General features: G+C 54.0%; 17 protein-coding genes. 9 read left to right on the plus strand and 8 right to left on the minus strand.

All coding sequences use genetic code 11. The features are described 5' to 3' along the window. Nucleotides 1–150 precede the first annotated feature (150 nt). Genes BH714_RS05605 through ycgZ form a run of 3 tightly spaced genes read right to left on the minus strand, consistent with a single transcriptional unit; the run spans nt 151 to nt 1023 of the window. Nucleotides 151–429 carry a biofilm development regulator YmgB/AriR family protein gene (locus BH714_RS05605; RefSeq protein ID WP_014169732.1) on the minus strand — a complete coding sequence of 93 codons (279 nt, stop codon included), beginning with the start codon at nt 427–429 and terminating at the stop codon, nt 151–153. A gap of 29 nt (nt 430–458) precedes the next feature. Beyond that, nucleotides 459–779 (minus strand): hypothetical protein, encoded by a 321-nt coding sequence (locus tag BH714_RS05610; protein ID WP_020884369.1) that lies wholly within the window; start codon nt 777–779, stop codon nt 459–461. Nucleotides 780–783: 4 nt separating this feature from the next. Further along, nucleotides 784–1023, minus strand: a complete 240-nt coding sequence (ycgZ, locus tag BH714_RS05615; RefSeq protein ID WP_020884368.1) for a regulatory protein YcgZ — start codon at nt 1021–1023, stop codon at nt 784–786. Between the two features lie 341 nt (nt 1024–1364). Here ycgZ and BH714_RS05620 point away from each other — a divergent pair, with 341 nt between their 5' ends. The 9 genes from BH714_RS05620 to ldtE all read left to right on the plus strand — a co-directional run bounded on the left by BH714_RS05620 (nt 1365) and on the right by ldtE (nt 10445). Next, nucleotides 1365–2585: a diguanylate phosphodiesterase gene (locus tag BH714_RS05620; RefSeq protein WP_025204373.1), complete on the plus strand. Its 1221-nt coding sequence runs from the start codon at nt 1365–1367 to the stop codon at nt 2583–2585. A gap of 188 nt (nt 2586–2773) precedes the next feature. Next, the gene (locus tag BH714_RS05625; protein WP_020884367.1) at nt 2774–3502 is read left to right on the plus strand and encodes a MerR family transcriptional regulator; all 729 of its coding nucleotides are present in this window, start codon (nt 2774–2776) and stop codon (nt 3500–3502) included. Between the two features lie 314 nt (nt 3503–3816). Continuing rightward, complete coding sequence (gene sufA, locus BH714_RS05630; protein WP_008500631.1) at nt 3817–4185, plus strand: Fe-S cluster assembly scaffold SufA; 369 nt, start codon at nt 3817–3819, stop codon at nt 4183–4185. Between the two features lie 8 nt (nt 4186–4193). After that, a complete protein-coding gene (gene sufB, locus BH714_RS05635; protein ID WP_020884366.1) occupies nt 4194–5684 on the plus strand; it encodes a Fe-S cluster assembly protein SufB in 1491 nt (496 codons plus the stop codon). A gap of 9 nt (nt 5685–5693) precedes the next feature. Continuing rightward, nucleotides 5694–6440, plus strand: a complete 747-nt coding sequence (gene sufC / locus BH714_RS05640; RefSeq protein ID WP_020884365.1) for a Fe-S cluster assembly ATPase SufC — start codon at nt 5694–5696, stop codon at nt 6438–6440. Further along, on the plus strand, nt 6415–7686 hold the full coding sequence (gene sufD, locus BH714_RS05645) for a Fe-S cluster assembly protein SufD (protein WP_040017285.1): 1272 nt from the start codon (nt 6415–6417) through the stop codon (nt 7684–7686). The genes sufC and sufD overlap by 26 nt, the downstream gene beginning before the upstream one ends. Beyond that, nucleotides 7683–8903, plus strand: a complete 1221-nt coding sequence (gene sufS / locus BH714_RS05650) for a cysteine desulfurase SufS (protein WP_020884363.1) — start codon at nt 7683–7685, stop codon at nt 8901–8903. Before sufD ends, sufS begins: the two co-directional genes overlap by 4 nt. A 14-nt stretch (nt 8904–8917) precedes the next feature. After that, a complete protein-coding gene (gene sufE, locus BH714_RS05655) occupies nt 8918–9334 on the plus strand; it encodes a cysteine desulfuration protein SufE (protein WP_025204370.1) in 417 nt (138 codons plus the stop codon). A 97-nt stretch (nt 9335–9431) separates the two neighbouring features. After that, nucleotides 9432–10445: a L,D-transpeptidase LdtE gene (gene ldtE, locus BH714_RS05660; protein ID WP_020884361.1), complete on the plus strand. Its 1014-nt coding sequence runs from the start codon at nt 9432–9434 to the stop codon at nt 10443–10445. A gap of 60 nt (nt 10446–10505) precedes the next feature. Here the strand turns inward: ldtE and lpp are convergent, their stop codons facing one another. From lpp to BH714_RS05680, 5 genes are all read right to left on the minus strand, one after another. Continuing rightward, nucleotides 10506–10742, minus strand: a complete 237-nt coding sequence (gene lpp, locus BH714_RS05665; RefSeq protein ID WP_001082307.1) for a murein lipoprotein Lpp — start codon at nt 10740–10742, stop codon at nt 10506–10508. Nucleotides 10743–11052: 310 nt separating this feature from the next. After that, on the minus strand, nt 11053–12465 hold the full coding sequence (gene pykF / locus BH714_RS05670) for a pyruvate kinase PykF (RefSeq protein WP_014169744.1): 1413 nt from the start codon (nt 12463–12465) through the stop codon (nt 11053–11055). A gap of 7 nt (nt 12466–12472) precedes the next feature. Next, nucleotides 12473–12769 carry a protein YnhH gene (ynhH, locus tag BH714_RS24455; RefSeq protein WP_418251696.1) on the minus strand — a complete coding sequence of 99 codons (297 nt, stop codon included), beginning with the start codon at nt 12767–12769 and terminating at the stop codon, nt 12473–12475. 73 nt (nt 12770–12842) lie between these two features. Then, on the minus strand, nt 12843–13988 hold the full coding sequence (locus BH714_RS05675) for a trans-sulfuration enzyme family protein (protein WP_040017288.1): 1146 nt from the start codon (nt 13986–13988) through the stop codon (nt 12843–12845). 11 nt (nt 13989–13999) lie between these two features. Next, nucleotides 14000–15370 carry a pyridoxal-phosphate dependent enzyme gene (locus tag BH714_RS05680; protein WP_014169746.1) on the minus strand — a complete coding sequence of 457 codons (1371 nt, stop codon included), beginning with the start codon at nt 15368–15370 and terminating at the stop codon, nt 14000–14002. Between the last annotated feature and the right edge of the window lie 166 nt (nt 15371–15536).

A 15536-nucleotide genomic window follows, 5' to 3' on the forward strand; every position in this document is an offset into this window, starting at 1 on the left:
AGCCCAGTCCCGTAAACGGGAGTAAGCAGGAACCATGCCATATTTACTTTGTAGGTTTTACAGGGTGTTATACGAGGAGGGAACGTGTCATCGTCAGCCCGATCGTCAGTTTTGACGATGACACGTTAGCCTTCACAGAGGGGAGGGTTTTTAGAGATCGTCCATGGTGTGACCCACAACGATTTCCAGGGTCTTACGAATGACATCTGCCTGCACAACGTCGTTTGTGGATTCCAGCGTCTGGATCAGCCACAAAATGATCGCTTTGTTGGACAGGTGTCCTTCAGAAGCCAGAACACAGCGTACTGCAGTAGAAAAAACAGCGGACTCTTCAGCAAAACGATCGCCTGCGTGACGGAAATATTCCGACAGCGCGCTTTCTAAAAAAGCGGAATGGTATTCGGGTTGAAGCTGAATATTTTGTCTCATTTGTTCTCACCGTAGCTGTAAAATTGCAGTCAATGTATTTTTCTGGGATCGGACGGTTTTCCATTTCCAAATAACGGCACTACATTGTCTCTTTTAACGTTGAGAGATCCCTCTCTATCCGTTCGTCCTTGCGCGGTTCTGCGACGTTTCAGGGCGATGTTGTTTGAACCGATATCGGCAATCACCATCGCAAGTGTCTCCCGCCGCTGGGGATCCTTTTCATGCGCTTTCATATCCCGCAGACGCTGAACCAGAGCTTCGGTTGTGACGGGGCCTCGCTCTTTCAAAAGAGAAAGAACGGCTTCACCGATAAGCTGGTCAATCAGTCGGTCTGCATCACTGCTGTTCATAACATTACCGTTCGAAAAGCAGACCAAGCAGCATGTGGTAATGCTGTTCCTCTTCAGGCCCATCGGCCTTTTCGAGGCGGCTTAAGAGTTTGGTACAGAGCGATTTGCGATTCAGATTTCGCCCGTCGCTAAGAATCTCAACCACGACCTGACCGAGCGTCTCCTGTTGGGTAGGAAGCGCGGCCTTCTCGAAGTAGTGCGCGATCGCTGCTGCTGAATCTGCGACATAATCCTTCTGCTGCATGTTTCGCTCCTGTAAAAAAATGTAATCACTAACGTTACATTTAAGGTATACACAATTTCCAAATCTGTACATAGAAAATGTACAATTTTTTAAAATAATTGTGATATATTTTATAAATTCTATGTTTATCAGTCTGTTGAGTCATAAAAATGAAGCATTTCCGTTACAGAATATATTGTACAATACGCACGGTGATGGATAAGTTGTACAACGCAGGAAACGGATGCGTTAGGTGCCGTAAATGGTTGAGATGTAAATTATTTGTCACGTAATTAATATGCTATAACAGATGTTTACCGACGTGTTTTTGTGGCCAACCCCTAACCCCCTTCAGGATAAGCATGCTTACAACCATCATATACCGCAGTCATATCTGCGAGGACGTTCCAGTGAAAGCGCTGGAAAACATGGTAGCTGCTGCAAATAGTAAAAACCGGCAATCCAATGTCACGGGGATCTTGCTGTTTAACGGCACGCATTTTTTTCAGTTGCTCGAAGGCCCAGCGGAAAACGTTTCATCCATTTACGAGCAGATTTGCCAGGACACGCGCCACCATAACGTGGTGGAGCTGATGCGCGATCACGGCCCCTCCCGACGCTTCGGCAAGGTTGGCATGGAGCTTTTTGACTTGCGTCAGTTCGACAGGGAAGAGGTGCTTCAGCAGGTTCTCGACAAAGGCACCAGTAGGTATCAGCTGACATATAGCGATCGCGCCCTGCAGTTTTTCCGCACCTTCGTGGAGGCCACGGAGAAAGCCAACTATTTTGAACTGCCGCCTGCAGATGCCTGGGATTTTATCCCGGAAGAGACGCCTTTATCGGCGCAACCGGAGGTGGTGGCTAAAGGCGCGGATTGCAGCTTTGCGTTCCAGCCTATCGTGGATCCGTTTATGCAGCAGGTCGTCTCCTGGGAGGCCTTGATCCGCACGCCCACCGGTGAATCGCCTGGGGCCTATTTTGCCCAAATTCCTCGTGAAGAGGTGTACGCCTCTGATTTGAAAAGCAAGCAGGTTGCGCTCTCCATGGCGAGCGCTCTGGGATTACAGGATCAGACATTATCCATTAACCTGCTGCCCATGACGCTGGTCAACGTGCCTGGCGCCGTGGATTTCCTGCTGACGGCCATTGACGCGAATGGCTTTGTGCCGGAGCAGATTGTGGTGGAATTCACCGAGAGCGAAGCGATTTCCCGTTTTGAAGAGTTTACCCATTCGGTCAGGCAGCTAAAAAGTGCCGGTATCAGCGTAACCATCGATCACTTTGGTGCCGGTTTTGCCGGTCTGCAGTTACTGGCGCAATTCCAGCCTGACAGAATTAAGATTAACCGCGATCTGGTCGCGAATGTGCACAAAAGCGGCCCGCGGCAGGCCATCATTCAGGCGATTATCACCTGCTGTTCCTCGCTGGAGATCCAGTTCTGTGCCGTCGGCGTTGAGAAGCCTGAAGAGTGGATGTGGCTGGAGTCTGCAGGCATTTCCCAGTTCCAGGGGCACCTGTTTGCCAGCCCGCGTCACGGGGGAATTCCGGCGATCGCGTGGCCAGAGAAGAAGTTTGAATTTTGAGAAAGCTGTACATAAACCTGCAAGCTTGACTGTACGCGCGGCAAAATTTGTACAACAATACATTAACGGGTGAAGGAACTTGTATACCCTTCACCCGCTCAAAAAGAGGCCTTAGTTATACAAATGGTTTGTACAATCTGATAAGGTTGGTCTGGTTGGGTATGGAAGTTCTAAGCGTGAGGGAGTTAATGGCCTATTACAGTATCGGCGAAGTGGCCGAACGATGCGGTATCAACCCCGTTACGCTGCGTGCCTGGCAGCGCCGTTATGGATTGTTGAAGCCGCAGCGAAGCGAAGGGGGCCATCGTCAGTTTGACGATGAAGATATCCTGCGTATTGAAGAGATCAAACGCCTGATGAAAAGCGGCGTTTCGGTCGGCAAAGTCAAAGGCTTGCTGGAAAACAAAGAAGTGATGACTCAGGGTAACTGGGCATCAATCCAGGAAGAGATGATGACGGTTTTGCGTTATGCCAGCCCGGCAAAGCTGCGCGCCAAAATAGGCGAGTTCCGCCGCGATCACGCGATGGATGCGCTTATCGATAATATTATTTCTCCCGTTCGTCAGCGAATGAATCAGGATCAAAATACGGTGCGTCATATGGCGAGCCTGCTTGACGGTGTGCTGATAGAGTTTGCTGTCGCGAGCCTGGCGGAGTCACGTAAGAAAGCCGGTAAAGATGCTCTGCTTATAGGCTGGGAGTGCGATGACCGGACACACCTGTGGCTTGAGGCTGCGCGTCTGGCACAGAAGGGGTGGCATATTGACGTGCTGGCCGACCCGATTGATTCCCCTCGTCCGGAGCTTTTTCCTGGGCAAAGAATTTTCGTCTGGACCGGTAAAGCGCCGACGCCGCGTCAGCAGGAACTGCTTGACCACTGGCGTGAACAGGGTTTTGTTGTCTCCTTTCATCATTAATTTCCGCAGGCCTTGAAGGCCTTTTTTTTTTGCTCGTCGTTCCCCTGGATAAAATCTATCTTAAAAATAGGTATTTCCGATGCATATTTTACTTTTCCCCTTTACTCCGCTTTTCTGATTCGATAACCCATTATTTTTCAAAGTATTGAACAATTAAATCCATCCCGCCCGCATCCGCTGACAGGGTCTATGCTTAATAAAAGTATGCAAAAAGGGCGATTTAGCCCAATGCCCCTGCTGACAGAGGGTTGAAGTGATAATCGTTATCACTAACATGGTGTTATGCCCTGGGGCTTATTAGATGAGGTGGACCTATGGAACTGCATTCAGAAACCTTCAATCCTGCCGACTTCGCCTGGCGTGGCTTAACGCTCACGCCAGCGGCGGCGGCACATATTCACGAACTGGTGGCGAAAAAGCCAGAGATCCTCGGCGTGCGCCTGGGGGTGAAACAGACCGGCTGCGCAGGATTCGGTTACGTGCTCGATACCGTCACAGAACCCGAGAAGGATGATCTGGTATTCGAAACTGACGGCGCAAAATTGTATGTCGCCCTGCAGGCCATGCCGTTTATTGACGGCACGGAAGTGGACTACGTACGTGAAGGTTTAAACCAGTTATTCAAATTTCATAACCCGAAAGCCCAGAACGAATGTGGGTGCGGCGAAAGCTTTGGGGTATAGGCGGTACTATGTCTCGTAATACTGAAGCAACGAGTGATGTTAACACCTGGAGTGGCGGCCACCTCAATTATAAAGAGGGGTTCTTTACCCAGCTGCAGACCGATGAACTGGCGAAAGGCATCAATGAAGATGTCGTCCGGGCGATCTCGGCCAAGCGTAATGAACCTGAGTGGATGCTGGAGTTTCGTCTGAGCGCCTTCCGGGCGTGGCTGGAAATGGAAGAACCTCACTGGCTGAAAGCGCATTATGACAAGCTGAACTATCAGGATTACAGCTACTACTCTGCGCCATCCTGCGGGAGTTGCGACGATACCTGCGCCTCACAGCCTGGCGCGGTGCAGCAAACCGGTGCGGACAACAGCTTCCTGAGCAAAGAAGTGGAAGAGGCATTTAACCAGCTGGGTGTGCCCGTTCGCGAAGGGAAAGAGGTGGCGGTGGACGCCATTTTTGACTCCGTCTCAGTGGCGACAACCTACCGTGAAAAACTGGCAGAACAGGGGATTATTTTCTGCTCCTTCGGCGAAGCGATTCACGAGCACCCTGAGCTGGTGAAAAAGTACATCGGCACCGTGGTGCCGAGTAACGATAACTTTTTTGCCGCGCTTAACGCGGCGGTAGCGTCTGATGGCACCTTTATCTACGTGCCAAAAGGCGTTCGCTGCCCGATGGAGTTGTCGACCTATTTCCGCATCAACGCGGAAAAAACCGGTCAGTTCGAACGCACCATTCTGGTGGCCGATGAAGGCAGCTACGTCAGTTACATTGAAGGGTGCTCTGCACCGGTCCGTGACAGCTACCAGCTTCACGCCGCGGTGGTTGAAGTCATCATCCATAAAGATGCCGAGGTAAAATACTCCACGGTGCAGAACTGGTTCCCGGGCGATGGCAACACCGGCGGTATTCTGAACTTCGTGACCAAGCGTGCGCTGTGCGAAGGCGAAAACAGCAAAATGTCCTGGACCCAGTCGGAAACCGGCTCTGCGATCACCTGGAAATACCCGAGCTGTATTCTGCGTGGGGATAACTCGATCGGTGAGTTCTACTCCGTGGCGCTGACCAGCGGCCATCAGCAGGCAGATACGGGTACCAAGATGATCCACATCGGTAAAAACACCCGGTCGACCATTATTTCCAAAGGCATCTCCGCCGGGCACAGTCAGAACAGCTATCGTGGGCTGGTCAAAATCATGCCGACGGCCACCAATGCCCGAAACTTTACCCAGTGTGACTCAATGTTAATTGGCGCAGACTGCGGGGCACACACCTTCCCGTACGTTGAATGCCGTAACAATACCGCCCAGCTTGAGCACGAGGCGACGACGTCACGTATTGGGGAAGATCAGCTCTTCTACTGCCTGCAGCGCGGGATCAGTGAGGAAGATGCCATCTCAATGATTGTGAACGGCTTCTGTAAGGATGTGTTCTCTGAACTGCCGCTGGAATTTGCCGTTGAAGCTCAGAAACTCCTCGCTATTAGTCTTGAACACAGCGTCGGTTAAGGAAAGCACATGTTAAGTATTAAAGATTTACAGGTTAGCGTGGAAGACAAAGAGATCCTGCGTGGTCTCAATTTTGACGTCAAACCGGGTGAAGTCCACGCCATTATGGGGCCCAATGGCTCCGGGAAAAGTACGCTCTCCGCGACGCTGGCAGGACGCGAAGATTACGAAGTGACCCACGGGTCGGTCGAGTTTAACGGCAAAGATTTGCTGGAGATGTCGGTGGAAGAGCGGGCCGGTGAAGGTATCTTTATGGCCTTCCAGTACCCGGTGGAGATCCCGGGGGTGAGTAACCAGTTCTTTCTGCAAACGGCGCTGAACGCGGTACGTAAATATCGCGGACTGGAAGCGCTGGACCGCTTTGATTTTCAGGACCTGATGGAAGAGAAGATTAAGCTACTGAAAATGCCGGAAGACCTGCTGACCCGCTCGGTCAACGTCGGTTTTTCAGGCGGTGAGAAAAAGCGTAACGACATTCTGCAGATGGCGGTCCTTGAGCCTGAACTGTGCATTCTGGATGAAACCGACTCCGGTCTGGATATCGATGCCCTGAAGATTGTCGCCGACGGGGTGAACTCCCTGCGCGACGGCAAACGCGCGTTCATCATCGTCACTCACTACCAGCGTATTCTGGATTACATCAAGCCGGATTACGTCCATGTGCTTTACCAGGGGCGTATTGTGAAATCCGGTGATTTCACGCTGGTTAAACAACTGGAGGAGCAGGGTTATGGCTGGCTTACCGAACAGCAGTAATGCGCTCCAGCAGTGGCACCGTCTGTTTGAAGCGCAGGGCAATACGCGCTCGGAACAGGCGCAACAGCACCTGCAGCAGATGCTGCGTCTCGGTTTGCCGTCACGCAAGCAGGAGAACTGGAAATACACGCCGCTTGATGGCCTGCTGAACGGCGAGTTTGTCACCCGCCTGGCAGACATCAGCCCGGCGCAGCGCGATGCCCTGGCATTGACCGTGGATGCCGTGCGTCTGGTCTTCGTCGATGGTCAGTTCCGCCCTGAGCTGAGTGACAGCACCCAGGACAGCGGGTTTGAGATTGCCATTAACGATGACCGTCAGAGCCTGAGCACCCCGGTACAGCCCGAGGTCTTCCTGCATCTCACCGAGAGCCTGGCGCGGAGCGTGACGCATATTCGCGTTAAGCGTAACCAGCGTCCGGTAAAACCACTGCTGCTGATGCACATCACTCAGGGAGCAGACGGCGACGAGATCAACACTGCTCACTATCGCCACCACCTTGAGCTGGCGGAAGGGGCGGAGGCCACGGTGATTGAGCATTACGTCAGCCTCAACGAGGCCCGGCACTTTACCGGGGCGCGTTTGACAATGCATGTTGCCGCCAATGCCCAACTTCACCATATCAAACTGGCGTTTGAAAACCCGCAAAGCCACCACTTTGCGCATAACGACATGCTGCTTGGACAAGATGCCGCGGCATACAGCCACAGCTTTTTGCTGGGCGGCGCAGTACTGCGCCACAACACCAGCACGCAGCTTAACGGCGAGAATACAACGCTTCGCATCAACAGCCTGGCGATGCCGGTTAAAACGCAAGTGTGCGATACACGCACCTGGCTTGAGCACAACAAAGGTTACTGTAACAGTCGCCAGCTGCACAAAACCATTGTCAGCGACAAAGGGCGGGCGGTGTTTAACGGCCTGATTAACGTGGCGCAGCACGCGATTAAAACCGACGGGCAGATGACCAACAACAACCTGCTGTTGGGACGCCTGGCGGAAGTGGACACCAAACCACAGCTTGAAATCTATGCTGATGACGTGAAGTGCAGCCATGGCGCGACGGTCGGGCGAATTGATGACGAACAGATGTTCTATTTACGCTCCCGCGGTATCGACCAGCAGGCGGCGCAGCAAATGATTATCTATGCGTTTGCCGCTGAACTGACGGAAGCGCTGCACGATGGCCTGTTAAAACAGCAGGTGCTGGCCCGTATCGGGCAGCGTCTGCCTGGAGGCGAAGCATGAGTTTTCCCGTAGAGAAAGTACGGGCAGATTTTCCGGTTCTGACCCGTGAAGTGAACGGTCTGCCCCTGGCGTATCTGGACAGTGCGGCCAGCGCGCAGAAACCGAATCAGGTGATCGAAGCGGAAGCGGAATTCTACCGCCACGGTTATGCCGCCGTGCACCGGGGGATCCACACCCTGAGTGCGGAGGCGACCCAGCGTATGGAAAATGTGCGTACCCAAATCGCCACTTTCCTCAATGCACGCTCGCCAGAGGAACTGGTGTTTGTGCGTGGTACCACCGAGGGGATCAACCTTGTTGCCAACAGCTGGGGCAACGCGCAGGTCCACGCGGGGGATAACATCATCATCACCCAGATGGAGCACCATGCCAATATCGTGCCGTGGCAGATGCTCTGTGAGCGTGTCGGTGCGCAACTGAGGGTGATCCCATTGAATGTTGATGGCACCCTGCAGCTTGAGCAACTCGACGCGTTGCTGGATGCGCGTACGCGGCTGGTGGCCGTGACCCAGGTTTCTAACGTGCTGGGAACCGAGAACCCGGTGGCAGCGATTATTGAGAAAGCCCACCAGGCTGGCGCGAAGGTGCTGATTGATGGTGCGCAGGCGGTCATGCACCACGCGGTCGACGTCCAGGCGCTGGACTGCGATTTCTACGTCTTCTCCGGGCACAAGCTCTATGGGCCGACCGGGATTGGCGTGCTGTACGTGAAAGAAGATATTCTGCAGGCGATGCCACCGTGGGAAGGGGGCGGCTCGATGATTGCGACCGTCAGTCTCTCAGAGGGGACCACCTACGCACGCGCACCGTGGCGCTTTGAAGCTGGCACGCCGAATACCGGCGGGATTATCGGGCTGGGGGCGGCCATCGCCTATGTCACGTCTGTTGGCCTTGACGCGATTCAGGAGTACGAACAACTGCTGATGCACTACGCGCTGCAGGAGCTTGCCAGCGTACCGGCGCTGACCCTGTACGGCCCGGCGGACCGCCAGGGGGTAATTGCGTTCAATCTCGGTAAACACCATGCATACGATGTGGGCAGTTTCCTCGATAATTACGGCGTGGCCGTGCGTACCGGACACCACTGTGCTATGCCGTTGATGGCGTTTTACCAGGTGCCGGCGATGTGCCGCGCATCGCTGGTGATGTACAACACAACGGAAGAGGTCGACAGGCTGGTGGCGGGGCTTAAACGCATTCACCAGTTGCTGGGCTAACGGAGAGGCGAAAGATGGCAGATTTGCCGGATAAAGAAAAATTACTGCGTAACTTCGGGCGTTGCGCAAACTGGGAAGAGAAGTACCTCTATATCATTGAACTGGGCCAGCGTTTACCGCCGCTCAGCGAAGAGGCACACAACCCGGAAAATATTATTCAGGGCTGTCAGAGCCAGGTCTGGATTGTGATGGAGCAGACGCGCGACGGCGTGATCGAATTACAGGGCGACAGTGATGCCGCTATTGTGAAAGGGCTTATTGCGGTGGTATTTATTCTCTATCACCAGATGTCAGCGCAGGATATTGTCGCTTTTGATGTCCGCCCGTGGTTTGAAAAAATGGCCCTGACCCAACACCTCACTCCGTCCCGTTCCCAGGGGCTGGAAGCGATGATTCGCGCCATCCGCGCCAAAGCTGCAATCCTTAGCTAGACTTACAGAACAGCATTCATTCTGTTTCGCGAGGTGGTTCCCGCCTCGCTGGTTTTTCAGCTTTCTGGCATCCGGCCAGTGAATAAGGAATCTCAGCATGAAGCGCGCGTCTCTAATAACTCTATTACTCCTGGGTTCGCTCGGTGCTCTTAATTCGGCCCGCGCGATGGATTACCCGTTGCCGCCCGCAGGCAGCCGTCTGATTGGGCAAAATCAAACCTACACGATACAGGAAGGGGATAATAAACTTCAGACCATCGCTCGCCGGTTTAATACTGCAGCGCAGCTTATCCTTGAAGCCAATAATACTATTGCGCCGGTAAACCCTGCGCCGGGGACAGTGATCACGATCCCTTCGCAGATGCTGTTGCCCGACACGCCCCGTGAGGGGATTGTCGTGAACCTGGCGGAGCTGCGGCTTTACTACTTCCCGCCGGGCGAAAACATCGTTCAGGTTTTCCCGCTCGGCATTGGGCAACTGGGACTTGAAACGCCGGTCACCACCACCCGGGTCAGCCAGAAGATCCCTAATCCTACCTGGACCCCAACACCGGGCATCAGAGCGCGCTCTCTGGAGCAGGGCATCAAATTGCCGCCCGTGGTCCCGGCCGGGCCAAATAACCCGCTAGGACGCTTTGCATTGCGTTTAGGCGTGGGGCACGGGGAATACCTGATCCACGGCACCAGTGCGCCGGACAGCGTCGGCCTGCGGGTCAGCTCCGGCTGTATGCGCATGAACGCGCCGGATATTAAAGCGCTGTTTGAGCAGGTGCGGGTCGGCACGCGGGTGCAAATCATTAATGAGCCGGTGAAGTTCTCCGTCGAGCCTGACGGTAAACGCTATATTGAAGTGCATCGTCCGCTGGCGCAGGTTGAGGGTGAAAACCCCCAGATGACACCCATTTCGCATTCCGCAGACTTTGCGACGTTTGTCTCGCAGTCAGGAAGTGATAAAGCGCTTATCGATAAAGCCTTGTCACGCCGCGCGGGGATCCCGGTAGCCGTGTCGGCCGATAACGGCGCGTCAGCGCGTCAGAACGTGTTGTCAGTACAGAACAGTCGGACATCCGCTGCGGTCGCGGAAGATGACGGTGAGAAGGTGACGCAGTAGGGGTTTGACGCAGACAAAAAAAATGGCGCACAATGTGCGCCATTTTATTAACAGGTACTATTACTTACGGTATTTAGTAGCCTGGTTGTCCAGACGCTGGTTAGCGCGAGCTGCGTCGTCTTTAGCAGCCTGAACGTCGGAACGCATTGCGTTCACGTCGTTGCTCAGCTGGTCAACTTTAGCGTTCAGAGTCTGAACGTCAGAAGACAGCTGATCGATTTTAGCGTTGCTGGAGCAACCAGCCAGCAGAGTAGAACCCAGGATTACCGCGCCCAGTACCAGTTTAGTACGATTCATTATTAATACCCTCTAGATTGAGTTAATCTCCATGTAGCGTTACAAGTATTACACAAAGTTTTTTAGGTTGAGAATATTTTTTTGATGGGAATACGCCTATTTTTGATCGTTCGCTCAAAGAAGCATCGAATCGGCCCTTTTTTGGCAAAAAGCTCTGTAAAAAAAGGCATTTTTCATCGGATTCATCTTAGATAATTCGCAATTAAATAGAGAAACCCGATTTGCTTTTTGAATGACTTTGGCTAATGCATGAAATAAAAAAAGCGTCCCGGAGGACGCTTTTTATGAAAATTAATTCGTTCGGGAATTATTACAGCACGTGAACAGATGCTGTGTTGGTGGTTCCGCTTGGTACCAGCGCACCAGAAACCATGACCACAACGTCGCCTTTCTGTGCCAGGCCGCTTTCCAGCGCCAGCGCTTTACCCTGAATGTAGAAATCGTCGGTAGACGCGATTTCTTTCACCAGATGCGCAACCACGCCTTTGCTCAGCACCAGCTGACGGGCAGTGGTTTCGTTGGTGGTCAGCGCCAGGATCGTCGCGTCCGGGAAGTATTTACGGACTGCGCGAGCAGATTTACCGCCCTGGGTGGCAACCACAATCAGAGGCGCTTCCAGTTTCTCAGCGGTTTCTACCGCACCGCGGCAGACTGCTTCGGTAATACGCAGTTTGCGGCTGTCGTTGTTGAAGTCCAGACGGCTGGTCATCACGCGGTCAGTACGTTCGCAAATGGTCGCCATGATGCCAACGGCTTCCAGCGGGTATTTACCTTTCGCGGATTCGCCGGACAGCATGACTGCATCGGTACCGTCGAGGATGGCGTTAGCCACGTCACCAGCTTCTGCGCGGGTTGGGCGTGGGTTTTTGATCATGGAGTCCAGCATCTGCGTTGCGGTGATAACCACTTTACGCGCGCGAACACACTTCTCGATCATCATCTTCTGCGCGAAGATAACTTCTTCAACCGGGATTTCAACACCCAGGTCACCACGTGCAACCATGATGCCGTCTGATGCTTCGAGGATTTCGTCGAAGTTGTTCAGCCCTTCCTGGTTTTCGATTTTGGAGATGATCTGGATCTTCTCGCCGCCGTGCGCTTTCAGGTGCTCACGGATTTCAACCACGTCGGAACGTTTACGGATGAAGGATGCCGCAACGAAGTCGACGCCTTGCTCGCAACCGAAGATCAGGTCTTGTTTGTCTTTTTCAGCCAGGGCTGGCAGCGCAATGGAAACGCCTGGCAGGTTAACGCCTTTGTTTTCACCCAGGTCGCCGTTGTTCAGCACTTTACAGATAACCTTGTTACCTTCGATGGCGGTCACTTCCATGCCGATCAGGCCATCGTCTACCAGCACGGTGTTGCCAACGGACAGGTCGCTGGTGAAACCTTCATAGGTGACCGCAACGATTTCGTTGTTACCGACAACAGTCTTGTCAGTGGTGAAGGTGAAGGTCTGGCCCGCTTTCAGAGAGACGTCGTTACCGCCTTCCAGTTTGATGGTGCGGATTTCTGGACCTTTGGTATCCAGCAGGATGGCTGCTTTTTTACCGGTCTTGCTCATCACGTTGCGCAAGTTCTGAATACGCTGACCGTGTTCAGCATAGTCACCGTGGGAGAAGTTCAGACGCATAACGTTCATGCCGGCGTCCAGCATTTTGCTCAGCATCTCTTCAGATTCGGTTTTCGGGCCGATAGTACAAACAATTTTCGTCTTTTTCATGACAGTCTTAGTCTTTAAGTTGGGAAGGATATGGAAATCTCGCTCCGGGGGCGCACCGCCGCGGAGTCAAACCTGTGTTGCAAAAGAGTATATGACACGCACTAAGGATAGGAGACATCAAATGAGCGTGCAGAAGAAAGTGTGCCTGAGTGACAGCCCAACGAAGGAGAGGAGTAGTTGTACGTTGTTTTTTGTATTCCAAGCGCTGAAACCATTCACTAGGGATTAGGCGCGCATTATACGCTGATTTTAAGATAAAAGGAAAATGAAAACAGCGTTTCAAAAATAATCTGTGCAGATCCACATGAGATTGTTATCAAGGCGTTAAGGTTAGATGACATCTTATCGCGGCAGGTGCGTGACCTGCCGCGTTTTGCTTAGTTTTTCAGCGCCTGGCTGAGGTCGGCAATCAGGTCTTTGGCATCTTCAATGCCCACGGACAGACGAATCAGCTGCGGTACGATGCCGTTGGCCAGCCGCTGTTCAAGCGGAATCGAAGCGTGAGTCATGCTGTAAGGCTGGCTGACCAGACTTTCCACGCCACCCAGGCTTTCGGCGAGGGTGAATAATTTCAGTGAGCGGATCACCTCTGTGGCCCGTTGCGCATCGCCTTTCACCACCAGAGAAATCATGCCGCCCGGCAGCGCCATCTGCGTGCGAGCAAGCGAATATTGCGGGTGTGATTCCAGCCCCGGATAAAATACCTTTTCGACCTGGGGCTGTTGCTCCAGCCATTGCGCAATGGCCAGCGCGTTGGTGCTGTGCTTTTCTACCCGCAGCGACAGCGTACGAATACCGCGCAGCGTCAGGAAACTGCTAAACGGATCCAGTACACCGCCGACCGCGTTCTGCAGGTAGGCAAGCTTGTCCGCCAGCGCGGCGTTATCCCCCACAACTGCCAGTCCGGCGACCACGTCCGAGTGACCATTCAGGTATTTGGTGGCAGAGTGCACGACGATGTCGAAACCCGTTTCCAGCGGACGATGGATGACGGGCGATGCGAAGGTATTATCGGCCACGCTGATGACGTGATGACGACGGGCGATGTCGGCGATAGCCGCCAGATCCGCCAGTTTAAGCAACGGATTGGTTGGCGTTTCAACCCATACCATTCGCGTATCCGGCCGGATGGCGGCTTCAAGACCGGCCAAATCGTCCGGCTTGACCCAGCTCACCTGCAGGCCGGTGCTACGTTTGCGCACATTTTCAATCAGGCGCCAGGTCCCGCCGTAGACATCGTCAATGGCGACGATATGGCTGTCTTTGTCCAGCAGTTCAAGCACGGTAGAGATGGCGGCGAGGCCGGAAGCGAAGGCATAGCCGCGGGTCCCGCCTTCCAGTTCGGCGATGGCGGTTTCCAGCGCATGGCGGGTCGGGTTGCCGCTGCGCGAATATTCATAGCCGGTGTGCTCGCCGGGTGACGGTTGCGCAAACGTGGAGGTGGCGTAAATCGGGGGCATGACCGCGCCATGCCGATCGTTAAACTCACCGCTGTGTACGCTCAGGGTTGCCAGATTTTTCATCATGTATTCCTTTATTGCTGAAGACGGTTGCGCCAGGCGGTAAGAACATCGCTGCGCGTAATCAGGCCCAGGAAGCGGTCATTGTCATTAATGACCGCCACCAGACCGCGATCGAAAATGGCGTTCAGGGCGCTTTCCGGGGCGTTTTTATCGAGGAACTCCACCTGACGGGTCATTGCCGCGGTCACGGGAAGCGAGAAGCGGTCGCCATCGCCACCGATATGGCGCAGAAGATCCCACTCGTCGATGATGCCCACGACCTGGCCGTTCTCCAGGACCGGCAGCTGGGAGATGTCATACAAACGCATCCGCGCCAGTACGGTGGAGAGGGTGTCATCCGGCGCGGCGGTGACGGTTGCGCCTTCATCGTGGCGCAGGGCGATGTAGTCGGAGAGATCGCCAGCCTGCGGCCGGGAGATCAAACCCTGCTGGCGCATCCAGTCATCGTTGAACATCTTTGAGAGATATTTGTTGCCACTGTCGCAGGCGAAGGTCACAACCCGTTTCGGGGTGGTCTGTGCCTGGCAATATTTCAGCGCAGCCGCCAGCAGGGTGCCGCTGGAGGAGCCTGCCAGGATGCCTTCCGTTTTCAGCAGCTCGCGGGCGGTGGTGAAAGCCTCGCGATCGGTGATGCGCCAGGCTCGATTCACCCCTTCGATGTGTGCCAGCGGAGGAATAAAGTCTTCACCAATCCCCTCAACCAGCCACGAGCCCGCATCCTGATAGCGTCCCGTTTCTACCTGATCGGCCAGGACCGAACCGGCCGGGTCGGCCAGCACAAATTCAGTCTGCGGTGAGTGCTCAGCGAACCACGCCTGTAGCCCACCCAGCGTCCCGCCAGACCCCACGCCGACGACGATGGCGTCAATCTTACCGTCAAGCTGTTCATACAGTTCAGGCGCGGTGGTAGTGCGGTGCGCCAGCGGGTTGGCTTCGTTATTAAACTGATCGATGTAATACGCCCCCGGCAGTTCATTCGCCAGACGTTGCGCGTAATCCTGATAGTAGGCAGGGTGGCCCTTATTGACATCGGAGCGGGTCAGTACCACCTGAGCGCCCAGTGCCCGCAGGTGGAAAATTTTCTCGCGGCTCATTTTGTCTGGCACCACCAGGATCAGTGAATAGCCCTTCTGCGCGGCGATCAAGGCCAGGCCAAGACCGGTATTTCCCGCCGTCGCCTCAATGATGGTACCGCCTGGCTGCAGCTGACCGTTGCGCTCCGCTTCGTTAATCATCGACAGTGCAACGCGGTCTTTAATCGAGCCGCCCGGGTTCTGGTTTTCCAGCTTCAGAAACAACGAGCAGAGACCGGTATCAAGCTTATGCAGCTGGATAAGCGGGGTGTGGCCAATCAGTTCGGTGACGGAGTGGTAAATCGTCATGGTGTTTTCCTTTCAGGAGGTCATGACAGGATGATAGGGCGGGGAAATTAACCCCTTAAAGAATCCTTCACTCCGTTTTAGAACAGAAAAGAATATAAATGCCGTTTTTGGATGGAGGGATAGCAAGACGTAAAGTGCTCTGGATGTGAGGATGGCTATATCAGTC

The organism is Enterobacter ludwigii, from assembly GCF_001750725.1.
Classification (GTDB): domain Bacteria; phylum Pseudomonadota; class Gammaproteobacteria; order Enterobacterales; family Enterobacteriaceae; genus Enterobacter; species Enterobacter ludwigii.

What these genes read in the sequence shown, in the direction of transcription:
- ldtE (WP_020884361.1), top strand. Translation starts at nt 9,432, where the DNA reads ATGAAGCGCGCGTCTCTAATAACTCTATTACTCCTGGGTTCGCTCGGT.
- sufS (WP_020884363.1), top strand. Translation starts at nt 7,683, where the DNA reads ATGAGTTTTCCCGTAGAGAAAGTACGGGCAGATTTTCCGGTTCTGACC.
- ycgZ (WP_020884368.1), bottom strand. Translation starts at nt 1,023, where the DNA reads ATGCAGCAGAAGGATTATGTCGCAGATTCAGCAGCAGCGATCGCGCAC.
- BH714_RS05625 (WP_020884367.1), top strand. Translation starts at nt 2,774, where the DNA reads ATGGCCTATTACAGTATCGGCGAAGTGGCCGAACGATGCGGTATCAAC.
- sufE (WP_025204370.1), top strand. Translation starts at nt 8,918, where the DNA reads ATGGCAGATTTGCCGGATAAAGAAAAATTACTGCGTAACTTCGGGCGT.
- sufB (WP_020884366.1), top strand. Translation starts at nt 4,194, where the DNA reads ATGTCTCGTAATACTGAAGCAACGAGTGATGTTAACACCTGGAGTGGC.
- BH714_RS05680 (WP_014169746.1), bottom strand. Translation starts at nt 15,370, where the DNA reads ATGACGATTTACCACTCCGTCACCGAACTGATTGGCCACACCCCGCTT.
- pykF (WP_014169744.1), bottom strand. Translation starts at nt 12,465, where the DNA reads ATGAAAAAGACGAAAATTGTTTGTACTATCGGCCCGAAAACCGAATCT.
- lpp (WP_001082307.1), bottom strand. Translation starts at nt 10,742, where the DNA reads ATGAATCGTACTAAACTGGTACTGGGCGCGGTAATCCTGGGTTCTACT.
- BH714_RS05610 (WP_020884369.1), bottom strand. Translation starts at nt 779, where the DNA reads ATGAACAGCAGTGATGCAGACCGACTGATTGACCAGCTTATCGGTGAA.
- sufA (WP_008500631.1), top strand. Translation starts at nt 3,817, where the DNA reads ATGGAACTGCATTCAGAAACCTTCAATCCTGCCGACTTCGCCTGGCGT.
- sufD (WP_040017285.1), top strand. Translation starts at nt 6,415, where the DNA reads ATGGCTGGCTTACCGAACAGCAGTAATGCGCTCCAGCAGTGGCACCGT.
- sufC (WP_020884365.1), top strand. Translation starts at nt 5,694, where the DNA reads ATGTTAAGTATTAAAGATTTACAGGTTAGCGTGGAAGACAAAGAGATC.
- BH714_RS05620 (WP_025204373.1), top strand. Translation starts at nt 1,365, where the DNA reads ATGCTTACAACCATCATATACCGCAGTCATATCTGCGAGGACGTTCCA.
- BH714_RS05675 (WP_040017288.1), bottom strand. Translation starts at nt 13,988, where the DNA reads ATGAAAAATCTGGCAACCCTGAGCGTACACAGCGGTGAGTTTAACGAT.
- BH714_RS05605 (WP_014169732.1), bottom strand. Translation starts at nt 429, where the DNA reads ATGAGACAAAATATTCAGCTTCAACCCGAATACCATTCCGCTTTTTTA.